The sequence below is a fragment of the Paraburkholderia phytofirmans PsJN genome (genome assembly GCF_000020125.1).
Classification (GTDB): domain Bacteria; phylum Pseudomonadota; class Gammaproteobacteria; order Burkholderiales; family Burkholderiaceae; genus Paraburkholderia; species Paraburkholderia phytofirmans.
The window spans coordinates 22,172-38,770 of the sequence record NC_010679.1 but is presented as its reverse complement, the minus strand read 5'-3'; the positions used below and the strand labels follow the sequence as shown (position 1 = coordinate 38,770).

Annotated in this window: 27 protein-coding genes; 22 read left to right on the top strand and 5 right to left on the bottom strand. The window is 57.6% G+C overall.

The window, feature by feature from the left end:
- Positions 1-199: 199 nt before the first annotated feature.
- The 8 genes from BPHYT_RS36070 to BPHYT_RS36035 all read left to right on the top strand — a co-directional run bounded on the left by BPHYT_RS36070 (position 200) and on the right by BPHYT_RS36035 (position 3,166).
- Positions 200-475 carry a plasmid mobilization protein gene (locus tag BPHYT_RS36070; RefSeq protein ID WP_012430955.1) on the top strand — a complete coding sequence of 92 codons (276 nt, stop codon included), beginning with the start codon at positions 200-202 and terminating at the stop codon, positions 473-475.
- The gene (locus BPHYT_RS36065; RefSeq protein WP_012430954.1) at positions 475-669 is read left to right on the top strand and encodes a hypothetical protein; all 195 of its coding nucleotides are present in this window, start codon (positions 475-477) and stop codon (positions 667-669) included. Before BPHYT_RS36070 ends, BPHYT_RS36065 begins: the two co-directional genes overlap by 1 nt.
- A gap of 118 nt (positions 670-787) precedes the next feature.
- Complete coding sequence (locus BPHYT_RS36060) at positions 788-1,066, top strand: hypothetical protein (RefSeq protein ID WP_148225223.1); 279 nt, start codon at positions 788-790, stop codon at positions 1,064-1,066.
- 9 nt (positions 1,067-1,075) lie between these two features.
- Complete coding sequence (locus BPHYT_RS36055) at positions 1,076-1,369, top strand: DUF7673 family protein (RefSeq protein ID WP_012430952.1); 294 nt, start codon at positions 1,076-1,078, stop codon at positions 1,367-1,369.
- A 29-nt stretch (positions 1,370-1,398) separates the two neighbouring features.
- On the top strand, positions 1,399-1,839 hold the full coding sequence (locus BPHYT_RS36050) for a hypothetical protein (RefSeq protein ID WP_238535810.1): 441 nt from the start codon (positions 1,399-1,401) through the stop codon (positions 1,837-1,839).
- A gap of 20 nt (positions 1,840-1,859) precedes the next feature.
- Positions 1,860-2,117 (top strand): hypothetical protein, encoded by a 258-nt coding sequence (locus BPHYT_RS36045; RefSeq protein WP_012430950.1) that lies wholly within the window; start codon positions 1,860-1,862, stop codon positions 2,115-2,117.
- On the top strand, positions 2,114-2,743 hold the full coding sequence (locus tag BPHYT_RS36040) for a zeta toxin family protein (RefSeq protein WP_012430949.1): 630 nt from the start codon (positions 2,114-2,116) through the stop codon (positions 2,741-2,743). The genes BPHYT_RS36045 and BPHYT_RS36040 overlap by 4 nt, the downstream gene beginning before the upstream one ends.
- A gap of 3 nt (positions 2,744-2,746) precedes the next feature.
- Positions 2,747-3,166, top strand: coding sequence for a hypothetical protein (locus BPHYT_RS36035; protein WP_012430948.1), 420 nt, complete (start codon positions 2,747-2,749; stop codon positions 3,164-3,166).
- Positions 3,167-3,210: 44 nt separating this feature from the next.
- Here BPHYT_RS36035 and BPHYT_RS36030 read toward each other — a convergent pair whose 3' ends face one another.
- Both BPHYT_RS36030 and BPHYT_RS36025 read right to left on the bottom strand, forming a co-directional pair.
- The gene (locus BPHYT_RS36030; RefSeq protein WP_012430947.1) at positions 3,211-3,684 is read right to left on the bottom strand and encodes a hypothetical protein; all 474 of its coding nucleotides are present in this window, start codon (positions 3,682-3,684) and stop codon (positions 3,211-3,213) included.
- The gene (locus BPHYT_RS36025; RefSeq protein ID WP_012430946.1) at positions 3,681-4,049 is read right to left on the bottom strand and encodes a hypothetical protein; all 369 of its coding nucleotides are present in this window, start codon (positions 4,047-4,049) and stop codon (positions 3,681-3,683) included. The genes BPHYT_RS36030 and BPHYT_RS36025 overlap by 4 nt, the downstream gene beginning before the upstream one ends.
- Positions 4,050-4,163: 114 nt before the next feature.
- On the opposite strand from BPHYT_RS36025, the gene BPHYT_RS36020 reads away from it, so the two are divergent.
- The 12 genes from BPHYT_RS36020 (at position 4,164) to BPHYT_RS35970 (ending at position 11,303) form a co-directional block, all read left to right on the top strand.
- A complete protein-coding gene (locus BPHYT_RS36020; protein WP_012430945.1) occupies positions 4,164-4,481 on the top strand; it encodes a hypothetical protein in 318 nt (105 codons plus the stop codon).
- A 308-nt stretch (positions 4,482-4,789) separates the two neighbouring features.
- On the top strand, positions 4,790-5,332 hold the full coding sequence (locus BPHYT_RS36010; RefSeq protein ID WP_012430943.1) for a hypothetical protein: 543 nt from the start codon (positions 4,790-4,792) through the stop codon (positions 5,330-5,332).
- Positions 5,333-5,395: 63 nt separating this feature from the next.
- A complete protein-coding gene (locus BPHYT_RS36005) occupies positions 5,396-5,716 on the top strand; it encodes a hypothetical protein (RefSeq protein WP_012430942.1) in 321 nt (106 codons plus the stop codon).
- 12 nt (positions 5,717-5,728) lie between these two features.
- Positions 5,729-5,857 carry a hypothetical protein gene (locus BPHYT_RS39535; protein ID WP_012430941.1) on the top strand — a complete coding sequence of 43 codons (129 nt, stop codon included), beginning with the start codon at positions 5,729-5,731 and terminating at the stop codon, positions 5,855-5,857.
- A 10-nt stretch (positions 5,858-5,867) separates the two neighbouring features.
- On the top strand, positions 5,868-6,110 hold the full coding sequence (locus BPHYT_RS36000) for a hypothetical protein (RefSeq protein WP_012430940.1): 243 nt from the start codon (positions 5,868-5,870) through the stop codon (positions 6,108-6,110).
- 29 nt (positions 6,111-6,139) lie between these two features.
- Positions 6,140-6,586: a hypothetical protein gene (locus BPHYT_RS37800; protein WP_148225222.1), complete on the top strand. Its 447-nt coding sequence runs from the start codon at positions 6,140-6,142 to the stop codon at positions 6,584-6,586.
- A gap of 197 nt (positions 6,587-6,783) precedes the next feature.
- Positions 6,784-6,993, top strand: a complete 210-nt coding sequence (locus BPHYT_RS35990) for a hypothetical protein (protein WP_012430937.1) — start codon at positions 6,784-6,786, stop codon at positions 6,991-6,993.
- A gap of 342 nt (positions 6,994-7,335) precedes the next feature.
- The gene (locus BPHYT_RS37790; RefSeq protein WP_012430935.1) at positions 7,336-7,536 is read left to right on the top strand and encodes a helix-turn-helix domain-containing protein; all 201 of its coding nucleotides are present in this window, start codon (positions 7,336-7,338) and stop codon (positions 7,534-7,536) included.
- 7 nt (positions 7,537-7,543) lie between these two features.
- The gene (locus BPHYT_RS35985; RefSeq protein WP_148225221.1) at positions 7,544-8,542 is read left to right on the top strand and encodes a TcpQ domain-containing protein; all 999 of its coding nucleotides are present in this window, start codon (positions 7,544-7,546) and stop codon (positions 8,540-8,542) included.
- A 67-nt stretch (positions 8,543-8,609) separates the two neighbouring features.
- Positions 8,610-9,725 carry a hypothetical protein gene (locus tag BPHYT_RS35980; protein WP_012430933.1) on the top strand — a complete coding sequence of 372 codons (1,116 nt, stop codon included), beginning with the start codon at positions 8,610-8,612 and terminating at the stop codon, positions 9,723-9,725.
- A 165-nt stretch (positions 9,726-9,890) separates the two neighbouring features.
- On the top strand, positions 9,891-10,130 hold the full coding sequence (locus BPHYT_RS35975) for a helix-turn-helix domain-containing protein (RefSeq protein ID WP_012430932.1): 240 nt from the start codon (positions 9,891-9,893) through the stop codon (positions 10,128-10,130).
- Between the two features lie 30 nt (positions 10,131-10,160).
- Entirely contained in the window at positions 10,161-11,303 is a 1,143-nt protein-coding gene (locus BPHYT_RS35970) for a site-specific integrase (RefSeq protein ID WP_012430931.1), read from the top strand.
- 296 nt (positions 11,304-11,599) lie between these two features.
- Here BPHYT_RS35970 and BPHYT_RS35960 read toward each other — a convergent pair whose 3' ends face one another.
- A complete protein-coding gene (locus tag BPHYT_RS35960; RefSeq protein WP_012430929.1) occupies positions 11,600-13,222 on the bottom strand; it encodes a PAS domain S-box protein in 1,623 nt (540 codons plus the stop codon).
- 718 nt (positions 13,223-13,940) lie between these two features.
- Between BPHYT_RS35960 and BPHYT_RS38895 the strand changes: the two genes are divergently transcribed.
- On the top strand, positions 13,941-14,081 hold the full coding sequence (locus BPHYT_RS38895) for a hypothetical protein (RefSeq protein WP_167315804.1): 141 nt from the start codon (positions 13,941-13,943) through the stop codon (positions 14,079-14,081).
- A 17-nt stretch (positions 14,082-14,098) separates the two neighbouring features.
- Here the strand turns inward: BPHYT_RS38895 and BPHYT_RS39530 are convergent, their stop codons facing one another.
- The gene (locus tag BPHYT_RS39530; protein ID WP_274378481.1) at positions 14,099-14,227 is read right to left on the bottom strand and encodes a hypothetical protein; all 129 of its coding nucleotides are present in this window, start codon (positions 14,225-14,227) and stop codon (positions 14,099-14,101) included.
- A gap of 261 nt (positions 14,228-14,488) precedes the next feature.
- Entirely contained in the window at positions 14,489-15,142 is a 654-nt protein-coding gene (locus tag BPHYT_RS35950) for a response regulator transcription factor (RefSeq protein WP_012430925.1), read from the bottom strand.
- Between the two features lie 461 nt (positions 15,143-15,603).
- Between BPHYT_RS35950 and BPHYT_RS35945 the strand changes: the two genes are divergently transcribed.
- Entirely contained in the window at positions 15,604-15,972 is a 369-nt protein-coding gene (locus BPHYT_RS35945) for a response regulator (RefSeq protein WP_012430924.1), read from the top strand.
- Positions 15,973-16,599: the final 627 nt, after the last annotated feature.

Genomic DNA, 16,599 nt, shown 5'->3' with positions numbered 1-16,599 from the left:
GTGGTTTCTGCGGTGGAATGAGGATGCTGTTATCCACCGCCCGCCTGCGGCGGCCCGTGGATAACAGCACCGCGCCCCTGCCTCTTGCGGGCCGGGCGCTTCCGCATTCTGCGGGGCCGGTCCGAAACCATTAGCGGTTTGACGTATCCCGAAACTGGACTACAATGTACATACCATGTACATGTCAATGGGTGGCAAAATGGCGACAGCAACGGCACGAATCGTCGTGCAGGTAACGACGCAGGAAAAGAAGGCAATCGGGAGCCGGGCGAGGCGGCTGGGCATGAACGTGAGCGAGCTGATGCGGGAAGCGGCGCAGCGGTTCACGCCCCCGGACGAGGACAGCGAGGTTCTCGCACTCGTGGAGCGGGTCAACGCTTCAACGCAGGAAGCTAACGCGGCGCTCGATGACGCGCTCTCGTTCATCGAAGAATCGAACAAGCGGATCGCCGCGATGAACCAAGGGGCTCGTTGATGGGTGTAACGGACAAGGTTTGGGATGCTCTGACGACTGTTATCAAGATGAACGACAAAGTGGTGTCGCTCGCAGGAACGGTCAAGGAACAGCAGACAAAAATTGAAAACCTGACGGAACGAGTGATCCGCCTTGAAGCGACGCTTGAAATTGCGCTGCGTCTCTCGCCGGATCAAAAACGGATAGGAAACTGAGGATACGATGCCGACGCAAAGACAGCGGGTTGAATCGGGCAAGCGGAACTACGCCGGCTCGGGAATCGAAAGGCGCAACACGGCACTGTCTGTCGCGTCGCGCACTGGTGCGATACGGATGGCCGACGTGAAACAGGAACGGCTCACGCGTATCAGCTCGCGCGTGACGACCGTACTGGACTACTGCACGGATGCAAAGGTGGCCGCTGACCAGATTGACGCCGGAAACGAGCCGTATCTGCTCGTCGCTGGCGTGTTCAACCAGGGCGAGTATCTGACGATACCGATCTACGACCGCAGGATTGAGGCGATAGAGGCCCGAACGGGGCTCTGCTGGATTCATCTTTCGCGCGGCGACGCGCTCGTAAAGCCTGACACGCTGGTGTACTGGAAATAGGAGTCAAATATGGAAAAGATAACGGTGGGTGAGCGGGCCGCACTGGAACGATTGATCGGCCATGCGCAGCGCGAGACAGGTCAGGCACGCCGCGTTGCAGACTTTCTGCTGGCGTGGTGGAACCCGTCGAACTGCGGCGGGTTCGACATCACGACCGCTTGGGGACTCGATGAAGAAATCGCGGCGGACGTGGTGACTGTCTTCGGGCTCGCCGTCCGGTGCAACTCATACCCGGATACACTCGGCTACAAAAACCAGTTTGAACATATCGTTCGAGCGTGGCGGCCGGAGCTTGTTAGCTAAGGCAAAGTATGGCTGGGGACATCCATAACATGCTGGTCGCGCTTGGCGCGCGATGGCTGAAACAGCAAGGGTTCGGCGTAGTCGCGACAGAACTGGTTGCGGCGGGGATTACTGAGCAGGCTGACGTGATCGGGTTCCGCTCGAACTGTTCGGCTCTGATCGAAGCGAAGGCTTCGCGGGCGGATTTTCTTGTCGATCATCGCAAGCCGCATAGGGTGGCCGGCGGGCTTGGTGTCTACCGCTTCTACCTGTGCCCGGCGGGCGCCATCCAAGCGGAAGACCTGCCGAGCGGCTGGGGGCTGCTGTATGCCGATGGCAAGCGCGTAGTGGACGTGATACGGCCTACAGGCAATTTGTGGCCGCAGTACGGGGTGCAGGCCGGTGATTGGGCCAAATTCCAGCATGCGTCGAATGCAGAAGCGGAACGGCGCGTACTGTACTCGATTGCGCGTCGTCAAAAGGTTGCATAGCGAAAGGTGAGGTAACAGACATGAAACTTGGCGTCGAAAACGTCGAAACGATGACCCCTGAGCAGGAACGGGATTTCTGGACCGTTTTTTCCGGCGATGTCGCCCGCGACGATGGCTCGGCGGTGAAGCAACATTTTGCCGCCGGGAACCCGGTGTATTGCCGGATGCCGGACACGCCCGAAGGATTGATTGAAAAGCGCTTTCCTGACGGTCGGCGTCAGTACGTGAAGTGGGAGCGCGACGGCGAACATGTGGTCTCCGAGGCGCGAGCATCGTGACGGCAGAACACGCGCAGAGGCCGCAGCTTTGGATCGTCGCCGGCCCCAATGGCGCGGGCAAGACAACACTAACAGGCAAGCACTTTGCCGGCCGCGTCCCCGTTGTGAACCCTGACGACATTGCCAACCGGATCAATCCCAACCATCAAGGATCGCGCGCGACGATGTTGCGAGCTGGACGAATCGCAATCGCAGAACAGCAGGCGTTGCTTGCGAAAGGAAAGAGCTTTGTTGTCGAAACGACGCTGACGGGAAAGCGGGAACTGAAGCTGATGCAGCACGCCTCTGCGCTGGGTTACAAGGTCAATCTCCTGTTCGTCGGTGTGCATGATGTCCAGCTATCGGCGTCTCGGGTCGCGCAGCGCGTCGCGGTAGGGGGACATGCGGTTCCTGCCGAGGATATATTTCGGCGCTTCAGCGTTAGTCTTGCTCACCTTGGCGAAGCGTTACCGCTCGTGGACCGAGCCTTGGTGCTCGACAACAGCGGGCTTAAACGGCAGCTCTTGCTTTCGGTGGAAAACGGGCAACTGAAGTACGGTTCGCGGAACCTGCCAGAGTGGGCGAAGAGCGCGATCCCGGCGTCGTTGCAGAAAGAAGCGAGCCAGCGGCGCGCAATGAGAATCTAACGAATGGGGCAAACAGTGAGAACGTTGATTGTGTCGGCATCGCGAGGCGTGTTTCTTGACACCTGTTTCGGCGGCTTGGTTTTCTCGCGGCAGGCCAGCGTGTTGTATTGCGAAGCCGAAACCTTTGCCGACGTGATCGACGCAAAGCGATTTATCGCGCGAGTCCATGACACCGAAAATACCGCCTGGCAGTTCCCGGCGGACCTGTCTTTCGTGGCGGTGAAGACGGCACGGCAGTACGCGACGATGGCCGAGTGTGTGGCGGCCGGACAGCCGGCTTGGGTGGTGACAGAGGCCCGCCCGTTCGCCGTGAACCTTGGCAACGTGACCGGGCATACGATGACCGTGGGGCCGGTCAGCAGCGGAAAATCGACTAGCGCGTTGGCGGTTATGGCGGCGCTCAAGGGCCAGCGGCCGATGTGACGTGTAGAGGGTCGGCGGGTGCATCCTGCGCCCGCCTGTCGGCGTTATCGCGCCTGCACGTCAACGTGGGTCACGTCCCCCGCTTTGACCCGTTCCTGAATCATTCTGTGGGCCGCTTGGATTTCGCCCTGCGAGGCGATTTCCATTTGCCGGTCATGGATCGCGAGCGCATCGCGGATCATGCGGTAGCAGTCGTCGGATATGATCCAGCGGCCGGCGTCGAGGCTGATTGCGTTTGAAGCTACCAGTGCGTCCTGCGCAGCAGCGATCCTGTCATGACCATCGGTGCAAACACCCAGCTCGGCCAGAGCTGCAGCGAGGTTGATCGAGTAGGCCAGTTGGTTCATGTTGGAGTTGTTGCCGTGGCCGTCCTTCAACGCATCAAGTGCAAGGTAGCAGGCGATGCCGACCGTCGTTGCGTTGGTCGCGGGCAACGGCGCTGCCCGATTAAGGACCAGCCGCATCAGCGCGGACGAGCTGCGCTGGCGATGGCTGGCCTTGTGAGGATGCTTTCTCATGCGCTGGCTCTCACGGTTGCAAGCGGAAGCTCGGACAGGTCTACACAGAAGTCCAGTTCGACGCAGTTATCTTTAGCTAGACGACGAGCGAGACGCAGTTGCCGTTCGTTCACAAGATCGCACGTCAGAATAAGGTCGTGCGTTCTGACCTCGACCACAAAGTAGTTTCCCCGTGGACCTGAACGCCGCTGAATACTCACCCTTCTAATCAGTTCGGCATCCTCTGCTTGCAAGACAGCGTGACGGGCGATGTCGATTGCAGTTCCGATCTGTTTTTCGTCTTGCCCGGATGCTTTCGTGCGCTCAACCGCGAGCGCGGCAATTGCCCCGTTGAGGGCGTCCGTCATGGTCTGTATAAGTGACATTCTCTGCTCCGTTGTGGTTTTTATGCCGGGGAAACACCGGCATTGACACAATGATAGCAGCCGTATATCATCATGTCTATATTCAACGGGAAGCAAAACCAACCGGGAGCAAATATGAGTCAACGCACGCTAGTCACGGAACTCGAAGGCATCGAAACTACAGTCCTGATGGGCTGGGATCGCCCGCTTCAGTATCACTTCATGGTGATCGAGCAAGGCGGAAACGACCCGCTCTACAGCAATCTGGACGATGACGGCTCGGTGGATGCCGACCTTCAATATTTTCTCGACAAAGCAAAGCAGTTTGGCATCACGATCCCCGATGCAATGGTAGAGCGGTTGAAGCAGGACAAGGGAAACGACACGGGAAATGCTGTGTCCTACTTCGATCAACAGGGTAAGGAAAGCACACCCAGCCAGAAGGCTCGATGAAACGCCGAGTACGGCATATCAACCAACGGGGACTGGCATGGGCGTCTGGATTGAGTTTCGTTGCGAAAACCGGAGCAACCCGTCTGCTGCGGGACCATCGCGCGGTCGATGCGAATCGCACGAGAACAACGGGCCTATGGAGATGGCACGAGAGACAAACGACGGCGTGCTGGATGCACTGCGGTGCCTTGGCAACGAGGCGCGTAAAAGTGGTTGGAAGCGCACTCGGTACGGGTGGATTTGCGCCTATTGCGCGGCTCAGCCTACCGTGCTGACGGAGTTAAAGGCGAGCTGGGAGGAAAGTGTTGATGAGTGAAGAACAGAAGCCGTCCGCAGGCGAGACTTCGGCTGGATCGAGCGAGGAATATAGCCCGATGGACTTCGTGTATGCCGGTCTCCGGCTGAATGCGAAGGGCGAGCGATTCGTTTCAGTCCGCGTTGTACTGGACGTGGGCGAGCTGGGCGACGAAATGCTTTTTCAGTACAGCCGCTCGCGTGATCTAAATGTGGGCGGTATCTATCGCGGCGCGCAGTTTTCGAAGTCAGGAGCGCGCGGACTCGACAAAAACCACCTTCGCTATTCCGGCCGGTGGCCCGACGAGGCAATGCGGATTCACTGGTTAAGCGTGCATGACGCAGCGGAGGCCGAGCGGCGAACCCGAGCAATGGAAACAGAAGAGGGCCGGGTGAGCGATCTGGAAAAAGCGCTTGTACCGGCAAGGCAGCTCTATGAGTCGCTGCGCCGCCGGTACGACAAGGCGGGTCTTGTTGCCTTGGAACAGGCCGTCCTCGCGGCTCTCCGTACCCCGCTGCGAAAGGTCGAATCGGACAATGGGAAAAAGGCAGACTGAAGATCGACGGATACGATGCCGATAACCTAATATTGGCTCAATGATTTTTGACGGAAAAGACTCATGATTAAGGCGCTCTTAGTTGCTGCGGCTGTATCCGTGGCGAGCTTATGCACTGCCGTCTCGGCAGCGCCAAACTTGCGGGGCTTGCAAATTGGGTGGAAGGTTCACCAGCCGACGCGCTTTATCGTCTCGGGCGTATTGCGGCAGGACGGCACGACGGACGTTATTAAGCCGATCCACGCCATCGTCACCGCCGACAACAACAGTGCAGCGGTTGCGAGCTTTGCGCGCACGGTGGGTCAACAGTATCCAGGCTACACGCTCATAGCAACGCTGGCCTCCCCGGTCCCCGCTGTCGGGACGTGCGAGAACAATATCTGAATCGGAAACAAGATGGTTCTTAATAAGTGGAAAGACGGTTCCGCTGGTCATCTGAAGGCAATGGCGGCTGCATTCGTCAACGCTCTCATCTACGCCAGCATCTTTACCGTCGTGGTGGTGATAGCCAGTCATTTCGTCTGAGGCGAGAAAGATGACCTTAAAATCGAGTCTTGCAGTGTGGCTCTCTGAAGGTGAAACTCTTCCGAATGGTGCCAAGTCGCGATATACGCGCGGCCAAAATATACTCGGGCAGATGCTGTGCCTTCTGGCCCTTGCCGTTTTGATTCCGATTGGAATGCTTGTGATCTTCGCTGCAACGAGCGTGCTGGGACGCGAATCAGCCGGGGCGCTGGCGGCGCACGGGGTCAAGCTCGGTATTCTGAGTCTCTTTTGATCGAAGCGAAGCAACAACGGAAAACAGCGATGGATACTCAAGCCTCTCGTGCGACAGAACTGGAAATGTCAGCGAGCGCAAACGCGCAGCGAAGCACGGCCGGAGCGTTGATCGAAAAACACGCACTCGGCTCGGCCGGTTTCTGTATGTTGATCGTGTTAGCTCTTACAGGTATTTCCGGTCCACTTGACACGCCATTGCGATTTTCCCTGTGGTTTGCATGCGTAGGGATACCGCTGTTTTTGAGCCTATACGTAGCGAAAGAAGAGATCGAAGCGCTACGCAAGTGTGCCGACGCAAAACGCGACAAAGCGCTTTCGCTGGTCTCGTATGTGAGCTATTGCGCTCTCCTGTTCTTGGGCTTGTCAATCACTATGTTGGCTGCACATCGCTCGCCGCTTCTCGGCCTTGTTTTCTTCCTGTCTGCGATGTCACCGTTCTGGCTTTCGGCAGCATTGCGCAAGATCACGACGTAACGGGAGACACGTTATGCAAGCAATCAAGGCCAACTGGCGCTTGACATTTAAAATCGTGTACGTGGTTCTCGTGTTTGGCAGTTTGTTCATGCTCGAGCACTCTTTGCCGCCGATGCCATTCGCCGTGCTCTAAAACACAGCATGAAACCGAGGAAAAGGGGCGGAAACGATGAATCTCACTGAACGGGACGGAAAACATGGATAAGGCGATGAAGGTTGCTCCGAGCATGGAACGTCTACCGCGCTGGAAAGACTGTTTGGTTTTTGCGGTCGTCGGTCTGACGATCCTGATTGTCGCGTTGCTCGCGAAGGGTTCGGATGCGGCGATGTGGTTCGGCGTCCGTTGGGGCGGCTTGACGGCTTCGCTGTGTATGGTGACGGCCTTCCGTCGACGCAATGGCAGGTAGCCCACGGAAAACGTCCATGACCAACGGCAACGATAGGACGGGGAGACATGAAATCCGCGTGGGATCGCGTCAGGCTTAGAGTGACCGGATGGGTTGGTCCCGCACCCGAGGGCGGTGACGAACTACGCACCGGAACCGGTCGGCGCTACCAGATCATTACCGTAAATGGCCGAACTCTGGAATGCCTGGTGTTGCCGGCTGACGCGGAAGTTCAAGGGCGCGTGTTCCATTGGAAATGGGGCTCGCGGAAGAGCTAATAGCGCGGAACGAGTAGGCAATCGACGGGCGCGGTTTGGGACCGGTACAATCTGGCTTCCCCCAATCTAGTGCCCCGCACGCGCAATGGCGACACAAGAAAATCCGGTCCTGTACGGCGAAGAGGCCGCCGCACTCCGCAAGAAGGCCGGACTTACCCAGCAACAATTATCCGAACGCTGGGGGTTAAGTCGCTCGCAAATCGGCCGTTATGAGAGAACGGGATGCCCCGTTCCTCCACGCGAAGCTGATGCCTACCGTGGCCTGACCGTCAAGCAATCAATCTAGCGCCAAAATGTTGCATGGGCGCGGCAAATGCTGCATCCGTGCGGTAAAATACAGCCCTTACGGCTATGCCGCTAAAGGGGGCGCGTCTGTGATGCACAAACAATCAGGAACGAGCGAATGCCAGGTAAAGGCGGGGCGTGCGGCATGCGTGCCGCGCAGTCGATTCATGCCCGGCCGAACCTGGCCGGCGTCGTTGATGGGGAAGGGTATGGGATTGAAAGTTTCGCGGCTCGCGATGGCGGTGTGTTGTGCTGCGGGCATGGTGACGGGGCTGCTCTGCGTAGCAGGGCCGGCGGTCGCGCAACAGGCGTCATGGGATGACGGGCAAGACGATACGCCGATGAAACCAGTTGTAGACGGGCAGACATCCGGCGGAACGTCGGCATTCGAATCTGCGGCGGCCCCGCTAGCGGCGTCAGCATCGGTTCCGTACAAGCACTATTCCAACAATCGGCAAACTAACGCGAGACTGAACGCAGTCTTCGACATCATTGCGACGCAAGGGGACGGGCTCGTGTGGGACAGCGAGCATCACCTTGTGCAACCGAAGACGCCTGTCGGTAATGCCGCCGAAGGCGGGGCAGGTGCGGCGGGCGTGAAAACCGCAGCGGTGTCCGCACCGAAAGTCAAAACGGCCGCCGTGGGCGGGCCGGCCAGCGCGGCGCTTGCCGCGTCTTCCGCGACAACAACGGTAGCGAGCGCGGCAGCGCCCATCGTTGCGTCAACGCCATCGACGCCGAGTGCGCCGCCGGCTCCTGTGCCGCAAACGTGGGCTTTTGCTGCGAGCGGATCGTTACAGGAGACGTTGATTTCATGGGCACGACAAGCGGGCTGGGAAACGCCGGCTTGGCAGGCGTCGCAGCCGTACACCATCATGAGCACCCAGCCGATTACCGGGACGTTCCTCGATGCCGTCAAAGCCATCGCGACGGCCGAACCGGGTCTCGACATAAACGTGTCGATGACGAAGCGGACACTAAAAATTGTCGATCACAAAGGAATATAGACATTGTGATTGACAGCGTATTTCACACCGTCTATAGTTGAGTCATCACAAACCACGGGAGAACGTAGTGCAAAAGAGGAACTTGATTTCGGCGGCGTCCATGCTGACGGCCGCTACGCTGGCAGCGGCCATCTTGACCGGCTGCGGCGGCGGTGGTGGTGGCGGCAGTTCGCAGACGCAATCGGGTACGGGGAGCGGCGGCACGTCGACCCCTGTGACGCCTGCGAACGCTACCGATCCGTACACGGGTTCGCCGGCCACTGGAACGGCCACGGCGCAAATCTCTGGACAAGTGGTGAGCGGCCCCACGACCGGGGCAACGGTCATGGCTTACGCGCTCAACGCGGACGGCACGAACGGCACTGCTATCGGCTCGGCCGTGACGGATGCGAGCGGTGCGTTCACCATGACGCTGACGCAAGCCCCCACGGGAATGATTCGGCTCGTCGCTACGGGCGGCACGTTCACGTCGGAAGCGGACAGCTCGACGCAGAAAAACGTTTCGATGGAACTGGTTGCGCCGTATGTCACGACGACGCTCAATTCGTTCGTGATTACTCCGCTCACACACTATGCGTCGCAGCGAATCTCGTATCTCGCCTCGCAAGGCAAAACGCTTTTGCAGGCATATGCAACCGCTTCGTCGGCCGCGCTTCAGCTCGTGACGGGAACGGACGTGATCGATTCGACCAACCGGACGCATGGGGGTGTCGATTACCTGTCCATCGTGCCGGGCTCGACGCAAGACACGCTGAATTCGTACTCGGATGCACTGACGGGCCTCGAATACTACGGCGTGAAATACGATCTGCCGTCGCATACGACACTGCGGATTCTGGTTGCCACAACGCTCGCTGGGCAGGACAACGTGACGGACCAGAACGGCCAACCTGTCAACGTGGGACAGTGGTCGGCGGGAACGTTTGACGAGACTCAGGCTCCTACGGTCGCAACGATGACCGGCGGTATCTCGGTGCAGGATGGCGTAACCAGCATCGTGCAGCAGATGGATGCGGTTGTGGCGTGCAACAGCGGCGATCACGCGAGCTTCTACGCGCGGTTCCCCCTCGCGACCGGGCAATCGGACTATCTGGATACGTCGACGTGCGCCACCTATACGTCCAACATGAACACGATCAAAGCGAAGATCACGACCAATAACCGGGGCAAATTCCAAGGCTGATAAACCTCGGCAGTTGCCGCCCAAGTAGTGAGAATGGCCCGGAGAAGTCCGGGCCTTCTTGTTTGTGGAGCGCATTCACACCTTTGTTAAGATATTCGGACAATAGTCTGCTGCGGACTATAGTCAACAAGGCGAAAATTCCGGCCATATAGATAGGCCGAGAATTTGAACAGCCCAGCTAACTACGCCTTCGGAAAGGCGCTCCGTTCCCTACGAGCTAGACGGGGCATGTCGCAATACAGCCTGGCTAACGAGGCTAACCTCGACCGAAGCTATATCTCGCTGCTCGAACGCGGGCACCGCTCTCCCACGCTCGAAACAATGTGTTCACTCGCCCAAGCACTGAACGTCTCTATCGGAGAAATGATCTTCGTCGTTGAGTCGTTTCTGAGTGCCAAGAAGTAACCAGTTGGGCGTCAACGTTGTGGCTCAAAATTGACAGACTCGAATGAAGAGGGCGGATCACTAAGCATCCGTCAGGCGCTGAAGAAGTACAACGAACGCATTTCGGTCAACAAAAAAGGCTGCAAGCAGGAGAAATACCGCGCCTCGACCATCTGCAAGACATTTCTTGGGAAAGTCCCAATCAGCCAAGCCACTACAGTAGACATTGCGAACTACCGAGATATCAGGCTTGCGACCATATCGAGAACGACTAACCGGCCGGTCTCACCAAATACAGTTCGCCTCGAACTTGCCCTGTTGAGTGACCTGTTCAACATCGCTCGTATCGAGTGGGGTGTTGCCGTCGACAACCCCGTTATGCGAGTTCGCAAGCCAAAGATTCCGCCCGGCCGGGAACGGCGTTTGACCTGGGGTGAAGAGAGGCGAATCCTTCGCGGTGCATCGCAACATCGCAACGAACAGTTCTACTCGGTTGTCGTGCTCGCCATCGAGACGGCGATGCGGCAGGGCGAAATCCTTGGCCTGACGTGGGAAAACATCGACCTGCGCGTTCGGATAGCCCATCTGCCGGCGACAAAGAATGGAACGAAGCGCGACGTGCCCCTATCTTTGCGGGCCGTCGACGCGCTGACCCGGTTAGGCGTCAAGACAGAAGGCCCGGTGTTTAACTACACGTCGGCCGGCTTCAAGTCCGCGTGGCGAACACTGCTCCAACGTATCGGCATGATGGACCTGCATTTCCACGACCTCCGGCACGAGGCGATATCGCGGCTTTTCGAACTAGGCACGCTAGACATGATGGAAGTTGCGACGATCAGCGGTCATAAGTCGATGCAGATGCTCAAGCGATATACGCACCTCAAAGCGTCGAACCTAGTTGCGAAGCTAGACGGCAAGAAAGTGCTGAACAAAGGGCGACGCGTCATTTCGCAAACGGTAGTCCCTTACCCGGCGGCCGTCTCGAAAACCGAAGACGGCTTTGTTCTTCAGTTCATGGACTTTGAGCACCTGCGCCTGCAAGGGCGTGATGCCGACGAGGTTGCCGCTCGTGCGCGTGACGTACTGTTGCGCGAGCTGGTGAACATCATGAAAGGATCGAAGAGGGCACCGCTGCCAACGCCACCGCTCGAATATTGCGACAGCACGCATGTACTGTTGATAGACCCTTTGTAGGGTTCGCCTTGCCAATCCGGTGTGTGGACGGGGATGGCGCAGTTCAACCCGAAGGTCTACGCGACAGCCAACGGTAACAGCGGGACCATAGGGCCGTATAACTGGTGTTTCCCGATGGATACGACTATCGGCGAAACGAGTGCCTATGGCACATGGGGCGTCAATCTTGTCGCCGATAATGGGCCGGGGAACCGCTACTTCCAGGCATACAACTCCAAGAGCGGAGGCCAAATAGTCTATGCGTGCTTCTAGTTGCCAATCCGGTGTCTGGAAGGCGGCCGGTTCCCCGATGAGCATCAGCGCCTTGTATGACGTGTCCCAATCGACATCGCCGGATTTGGGATGGCACTCGTTCTGCTTCGTGGCGGGATCTTCTGGATACCCGGAGGGCGGCATAAATCACGTATGGCCCGCTGCTGGCCCGAATGGAAACGGGCAGTACGATTGGAATGCCACGAGCCAGATTTGGAACGGTAATGCCGACGTTGATTTTTGGGTGACGTGTGTGAATTGATCGCCTTGCCAATCACGTCGTTGATTGCGATTGGTGCCCGGTCCGGCGGCGCCCCCTTCATGAGTGCCCGCACACGTTGCACGATCGCTGCGGCGCGATTGCCCTGGTCTGTCATGTGACTCACGCAACCCTCTATTTCTTCCATGTTCGGTGGCTGGCGATGCAGCCAGCGCAGACATGCTTCACCGCTCGTGACGATGGCGGCGAGGGGCTGTCCTACTTCGTGAGCAATTGACGCACTCAGCTCGCCCAGCGCCGTTATCCGGCTTACGCGTTCAAGTTCGCTTTGCGTATGCCGTAACTGCTCCTCCGTTTGTTTCGCGCCGGTCACGTCCATTACCGCTCCGATGAACGCCCGGTTATCCGGCTGACCGCTCGCTGACCTGCCCACCACATGGAGGTGCTTGATGCGTCCATCAGGAAAAAGCAGACGATGCTCGATGTCAAAGTCGACAGTGAAACCACGCGCCCTTGCAATCTTCTCGTCGAACAGGGGGAGATCGTCTGGATATACGCGCTGCCGGACCAACTCGATGTTGGGCGCGACGGCCAAGTCGTATTCGAAGATGGAAAAAGTCTCGTCGGACCAGAAGAGTTCGCCGCTCGAAATGTTCCATCCAAAGCTTCCGGTCCTGCTCAGTTTCTGCGCTTCGGCGAAATATTGCGCCTGACTCTTTCGCAGCAGGTCCTCGGCGTGCCTGCGCTGCGTGATGTCATTATTGGTCTCAAGTGTGGCTAAGGGATTGCCCGCGCTGTCGCGCTGTAGTGCCCAACGGCTCGTCACGATTATTTTGGTGCCATCCCGCCTCGTGTGAATCAGCTCGCCCTCCCACTGACCGTCGCGATGAAAAATCCGCTGGAGCTGGTCACGGGGCAGGGGGAACACCGAACTCAGAAGTTCGTCGATGAACTCGCCAATCGCCTCTTCCTTGGTCCATCCATAGAGTATTTCCGCCGCCTGATTCCAGTACGTAATCACGTCGTCCTTATCGCGTACGATGATGATGTCGTGAGTCAGTTCCAGCAACTGCGCCTGAGCGCGCTGCGTTTTCTCCACGCGACGAATTCGCCTGACAAAGGTAGTAATTGCGATCGACGTGACGAGAAAGGCAAGCAGGGAGAATAAATCCCGGGGTTTGCTAACGTGGATGCTATGGACCGGTTCCGTGAAAAAATACCCGAGGAGCATCGCGCCAATGACCGAGAAAAGCGCGGATGAAATGAAGTTGTCCAGCAGCGACAGAAGAACAACGACAACGAGAAGACAGAAGCCGGCAGTGCCCAGTTCCTGGTCCCACAGGACACAGGCTGCGGTAACGGCTCCGAGCGCGATGCAGCCTCCAGTCCACAATGTCGCGAGGTACCGCCAGCTCTTGCTTTCATGTGAAGAAACTGTCGCGCGCACAGAATATCTCCCTTTGGCGCCGCCGCGTAGCCGCTTGCAGCGGTCTCGCGACAATAGTGGATGTTTCCGGCTTCTTTTTCTATCCAGTTTTCATTCTAGTCCCTTGGTGGCTTTAATCACGCTCGTTTCCAGACTGTTCGGGGAAATGCGCCAGCTAGTCTTCGGCTCTCGCCAGGACTTGAACACTGGCGTTCAGGATGATTCGAGGTATCCGAATGTATAAGTGGATTATGTTCACGTAGAACTGCAGCGACCATTCGTAGGATAGTTTTCCTGGAATCGCGAGCCTATCCTGAGTTCATGGACTGGCATTTTCATTTTGATGTTCGCGATATCAAACGTGCTGCATAACCGGGTTCCTATCGGGTAGCAACGCGTACGACGAGTTCACCGTTGCAGATCAACTCACGGAGTCATGACATGAGCGCATTGGAGAAATGGCATAAACGATCGTTGCAGGTCCGTGTATTGGATCGCTGCGATGAATGCGGTGAGTTGAAGGAGGACGTTCAGAAGCGCGTGAGCCTTTGGCCGAATATTACCGCTGTCTGCTGTGCGATGTGCTTCACCGAAAAGACCACGGAATGCAAGGGATTTGCAGTCTGCGAGTAGCCAGCAATGGCCGGAGAGAGATGACCGTTTTGACGTCCATGACGAAGGGCGCCGCGGTCGCTGTCAATGGCGAATGGACCCGCTACTCAGGAAGAGAGAGGTTGCCATGTTTACCTATTCGATTCGTTATCGCGATGTCTTCGGCCGTTGGTCGATTGGGTTCGCACTGGCCGCTTCGCAGTTTGACGCAGAAGCGATTGCAATCTGCCGATATGGTACTTTCCATTCCGTCAGCCGTTTTGGTTGACGGTTTCCGTCTCTCAGCTATTGCATGCAGATGGTGGCGAAGTCCACCGTGCGGCGATAGATACTCCTGCCAAGCCACGGCACGAACGTGTACTCGGTATAGGCATTGCTTCCGATGTGAATCCAGTTGCGTAGAACATGTGACACGATGATCCTTGGACACGTTGAGAAACGAACCGGTCGGACAGCCATCCGGAAGTGCCATGTGGTCGGGCCAAACCGCGAGCTTTGCACCGTATTGATCGCGAGCGTGTCGCGATAAGAGAAGGGTAGGATTAGCGGGCGGGCGAGTCTACTCTGCGTCTGGATATGCGAATGCCGCATTAGCGTACCCGGCCTATACGAATGTATAAGCACGAGGCAACCAGAGCGGCAAGCGCCATGACGCTTCTGGAAGATCGGTACTCGTCAATGACGGCCGTCGGGAATGCAGGGTTTGATACCCAGCGACTCGGCCTTGCGGACCAGGTCCGGCATCGAGCGTGCGTTCATTTTTCGCATCACCTGTGCACGGTGGACCTTGACTGTGATCTCACTCAGGTTCATCGCAGAGGCAATCTGCTTGTTCAGCAGGCCGGACAGGACAAAGCCCATCACCTCTTTCTCGCGCGGCGAAAGGCACTCGTATGAAGCGCGCAGACCGGTCAAAGCCGCTTCTGCGGCGAGCCGCCCGCTGTCCTGCGCTAATGCCTGAGCCACTGCGTCGAGCATGTCCTGGTCTTTGAACGGTTTCGCCAGGAAATCGAGCGCGCCTGCCTTCATTGCCTTCACGCCCATCTCGATGTCGCCATGACCGGTCATGAACACGACGGGAATGAGCATGCCACTATTGACGATTTCCTGATGAAACGCCATGCCGCTTTTTCCACGCAGCCGCACGTCGAGGATGAGGCAGCTTGGGCCAGCGGAGTGAGGGGACTGGAGAAATTCGTCCGGGGACCCGAACGTCTCGACGCGCAGGCCTACGGAACGCAAAAGCAGGTCAAGGGCCCGCCGGACGCCATCGTCGTCGTCGACAACGTAGACGACGGAACCTTCGCTTGCTTTGGACTCGTTCATCATTTGGCGGGTCGGTCTAGTAGTCAACTGGACATCTCGCGAATTCCGGCGAATCCCGGCGATTGCCGCCTCCCAATGTCGCCTTGTCTTGCGTTCATCAATTTGCCGATGTTCCGCACTTCATTTGGCAGTCGCGTAATCTAATTGTAAATCTTTGCGAATCATCACGCGTTACTTTAATTGAGCCCCGCTTCATGCGGCTGGGGCTCCATTCAACAGGGGAATGCAACGTGCAGGTGACGCAACATTCGAGCGAATTGTCAGATCATTGAATGAATCTTCGCGGACAGGTGCTTCGTCGAAGGCTCAGCGATTGTGCCTGCAGAAAGGTAAGCCGCTCATGAAACGCTTATACATTCGTATCATTTCCGTAAGGAGATTTCCCATCTACGATGAATTCGAGTGGCATGCCATACGGATCTGTCTGGCACGCTTCGCTTCCAGTCTGCCGAGGCCCGTCGCTTGTGTCTTCTCAATTCATTTCCATCGTCGATGACGATGAGGGTGTCCGGGTGGCGACCGCAAGTCTGGTTCGTTCGCTGGGGAGGCAGGTACGCGTGTTTTCCTCGGCGGAGGAATTTCTGGAGTCAGGTTTAATCGAGGCGACGTCATGTCTGATTTCGGATATACGGATGCCGGGCCTGTCGGGAATCGAAATGCACGACCGCCTGCTGGCTCTCGGGTACGCGATTCCGATCATTTTCACCACGGGATTCCCGACTGCTGCCCTCGAGGCCCAAATCCGGGCCAGAGGTGCCCCCCCTTTCCTCAAGAAGCCTGTTGATGCCAGGACTGTCGAGCGCCTGCTCGATCTCGCGCTGGATGGGCCATAGCGCGCGGCCGGTTCGCCGGCGCGAGTTATACGCGGGTATAACGTCCCTATCCCAATGCGCTGGCGCTCGAACCGTTCGTAGAATGGTTTCTCGTCCCCCGAATCTGTACAGTGTTTTCAAGGCCAATGCGCAAACGCAATGCGCCTGACAGGACCGTGCCTGCAATTGCGGTCCTTACTGTCAGCCGGTGGTGGCCAGTGCCATTGCGGCATTTCCGAAGGAGAGCAGCCGATGACCATCGTGCTTATCTACATGTCCGGCTTTCTTGCCGTCGTGGCGACACTGCTTGTCGCGATGAACAAGACCACAGCCTGTCCCGATCGTTAAAACGAAGACATACCGTATCTGTCTGCGACCGTTATCCGCATCCGCGTGATGTGACCACGTACATTTTCGATGTTGTGGAGGTTGTCATGTTCATCCAGTCCGATTCGATAGCACTGTCGTCTTCGTGCGAACTCGACCTGTGTACGTGGGCAAATGCCGTGTATGAAAAAGCCGTAGGAGATGGCCTCATTCATGTACCCTGGGAACCCGACGATGCGATTGTCCGGCGATTGGAGGCTTACTTCCACACAGGCTTGTCGCCTGCCGAAGCGGTGAGCGCGTGCTTCTGTCTGAACCACT

What these genes read in the sequence shown, in the direction of transcription:
- BPHYT_RS38895 (WP_167315804.1), top strand. Translation starts at nt 13,941, where the DNA reads ATGTTTACCTATTCGATTCGTTATCGCGATGTCTTCGGCCGTTGGTCG.
- BPHYT_RS35985 (WP_148225221.1), top strand. Translation starts at nt 7,544, where the DNA reads ATGTTGCATGGGCGCGGCAAATGCTGCATCCGTGCGGTAAAATACAGC.
- BPHYT_RS37800 (WP_148225222.1), top strand. Translation starts at nt 6,140, where the DNA reads ATGGATACTCAAGCCTCTCGTGCGACAGAACTGGAAATGTCAGCGAGC.
- BPHYT_RS36060 (WP_148225223.1), top strand. Translation starts at nt 788, where the DNA reads ATGGCCGACGTGAAACAGGAACGGCTCACGCGTATCAGCTCGCGCGTG.
- BPHYT_RS37790 (WP_012430935.1), top strand. Translation starts at nt 7,336, where the DNA reads ATGGCGACACAAGAAAATCCGGTCCTGTACGGCGAAGAGGCCGCCGCA.
- BPHYT_RS36035 (WP_012430948.1), top strand. Translation starts at nt 2,747, where the DNA reads ATGGGGCAAACAGTGAGAACGTTGATTGTGTCGGCATCGCGAGGCGTG.
- BPHYT_RS36000 (WP_012430940.1), top strand. Translation starts at nt 5,868, where the DNA reads ATGACCTTAAAATCGAGTCTTGCAGTGTGGCTCTCTGAAGGTGAAACT.
- BPHYT_RS36025 (WP_012430946.1), bottom strand. Translation starts at nt 4,049, where the DNA reads ATGTCACTTATACAGACCATGACGGACGCCCTCAACGGGGCAATTGCC.
- BPHYT_RS35950 (WP_012430925.1), bottom strand. Translation starts at nt 15,142, where the DNA reads ATGATGAACGAGTCCAAAGCAAGCGAAGGTTCCGTCGTCTACGTTGTC.
- BPHYT_RS36005 (WP_012430942.1), top strand. Translation starts at nt 5,396, where the DNA reads ATGATTAAGGCGCTCTTAGTTGCTGCGGCTGTATCCGTGGCGAGCTTA.
- BPHYT_RS36020 (WP_012430945.1), top strand. Translation starts at nt 4,164, where the DNA reads ATGAGTCAACGCACGCTAGTCACGGAACTCGAAGGCATCGAAACTACA.
- BPHYT_RS36050 (WP_238535810.1), top strand. Translation starts at nt 1,399, where the DNA reads ATGCTGGTCGCGCTTGGCGCGCGATGGCTGAAACAGCAAGGGTTCGGC.
- BPHYT_RS35990 (WP_012430937.1), top strand. Translation starts at nt 6,784, where the DNA reads ATGGATAAGGCGATGAAGGTTGCTCCGAGCATGGAACGTCTACCGCGC.
- BPHYT_RS36010 (WP_012430943.1), top strand. Translation starts at nt 4,790, where the DNA reads ATGAGTGAAGAACAGAAGCCGTCCGCAGGCGAGACTTCGGCTGGATCG.
- BPHYT_RS36065 (WP_012430954.1), top strand. Translation starts at nt 475, where the DNA reads ATGGGTGTAACGGACAAGGTTTGGGATGCTCTGACGACTGTTATCAAG.
- BPHYT_RS36070 (WP_012430955.1), top strand. Translation starts at nt 200, where the DNA reads ATGGCGACAGCAACGGCACGAATCGTCGTGCAGGTAACGACGCAGGAA.
- BPHYT_RS36045 (WP_012430950.1), top strand. Translation starts at nt 1,860, where the DNA reads ATGAAACTTGGCGTCGAAAACGTCGAAACGATGACCCCTGAGCAGGAA.
- BPHYT_RS39535 (WP_012430941.1), top strand. Translation starts at nt 5,729, where the DNA reads ATGGTTCTTAATAAGTGGAAAGACGGTTCCGCTGGTCATCTGAAGGCA.
- BPHYT_RS36055 (WP_012430952.1), top strand. Translation starts at nt 1,076, where the DNA reads ATGGAAAAGATAACGGTGGGTGAGCGGGCCGCACTGGAACGATTGATC.
- BPHYT_RS36030 (WP_012430947.1), bottom strand. Translation starts at nt 3,684, where the DNA reads ATGAGAAAGCATCCTCACAAGGCCAGCCATCGCCAGCGCAGCTCGTCC.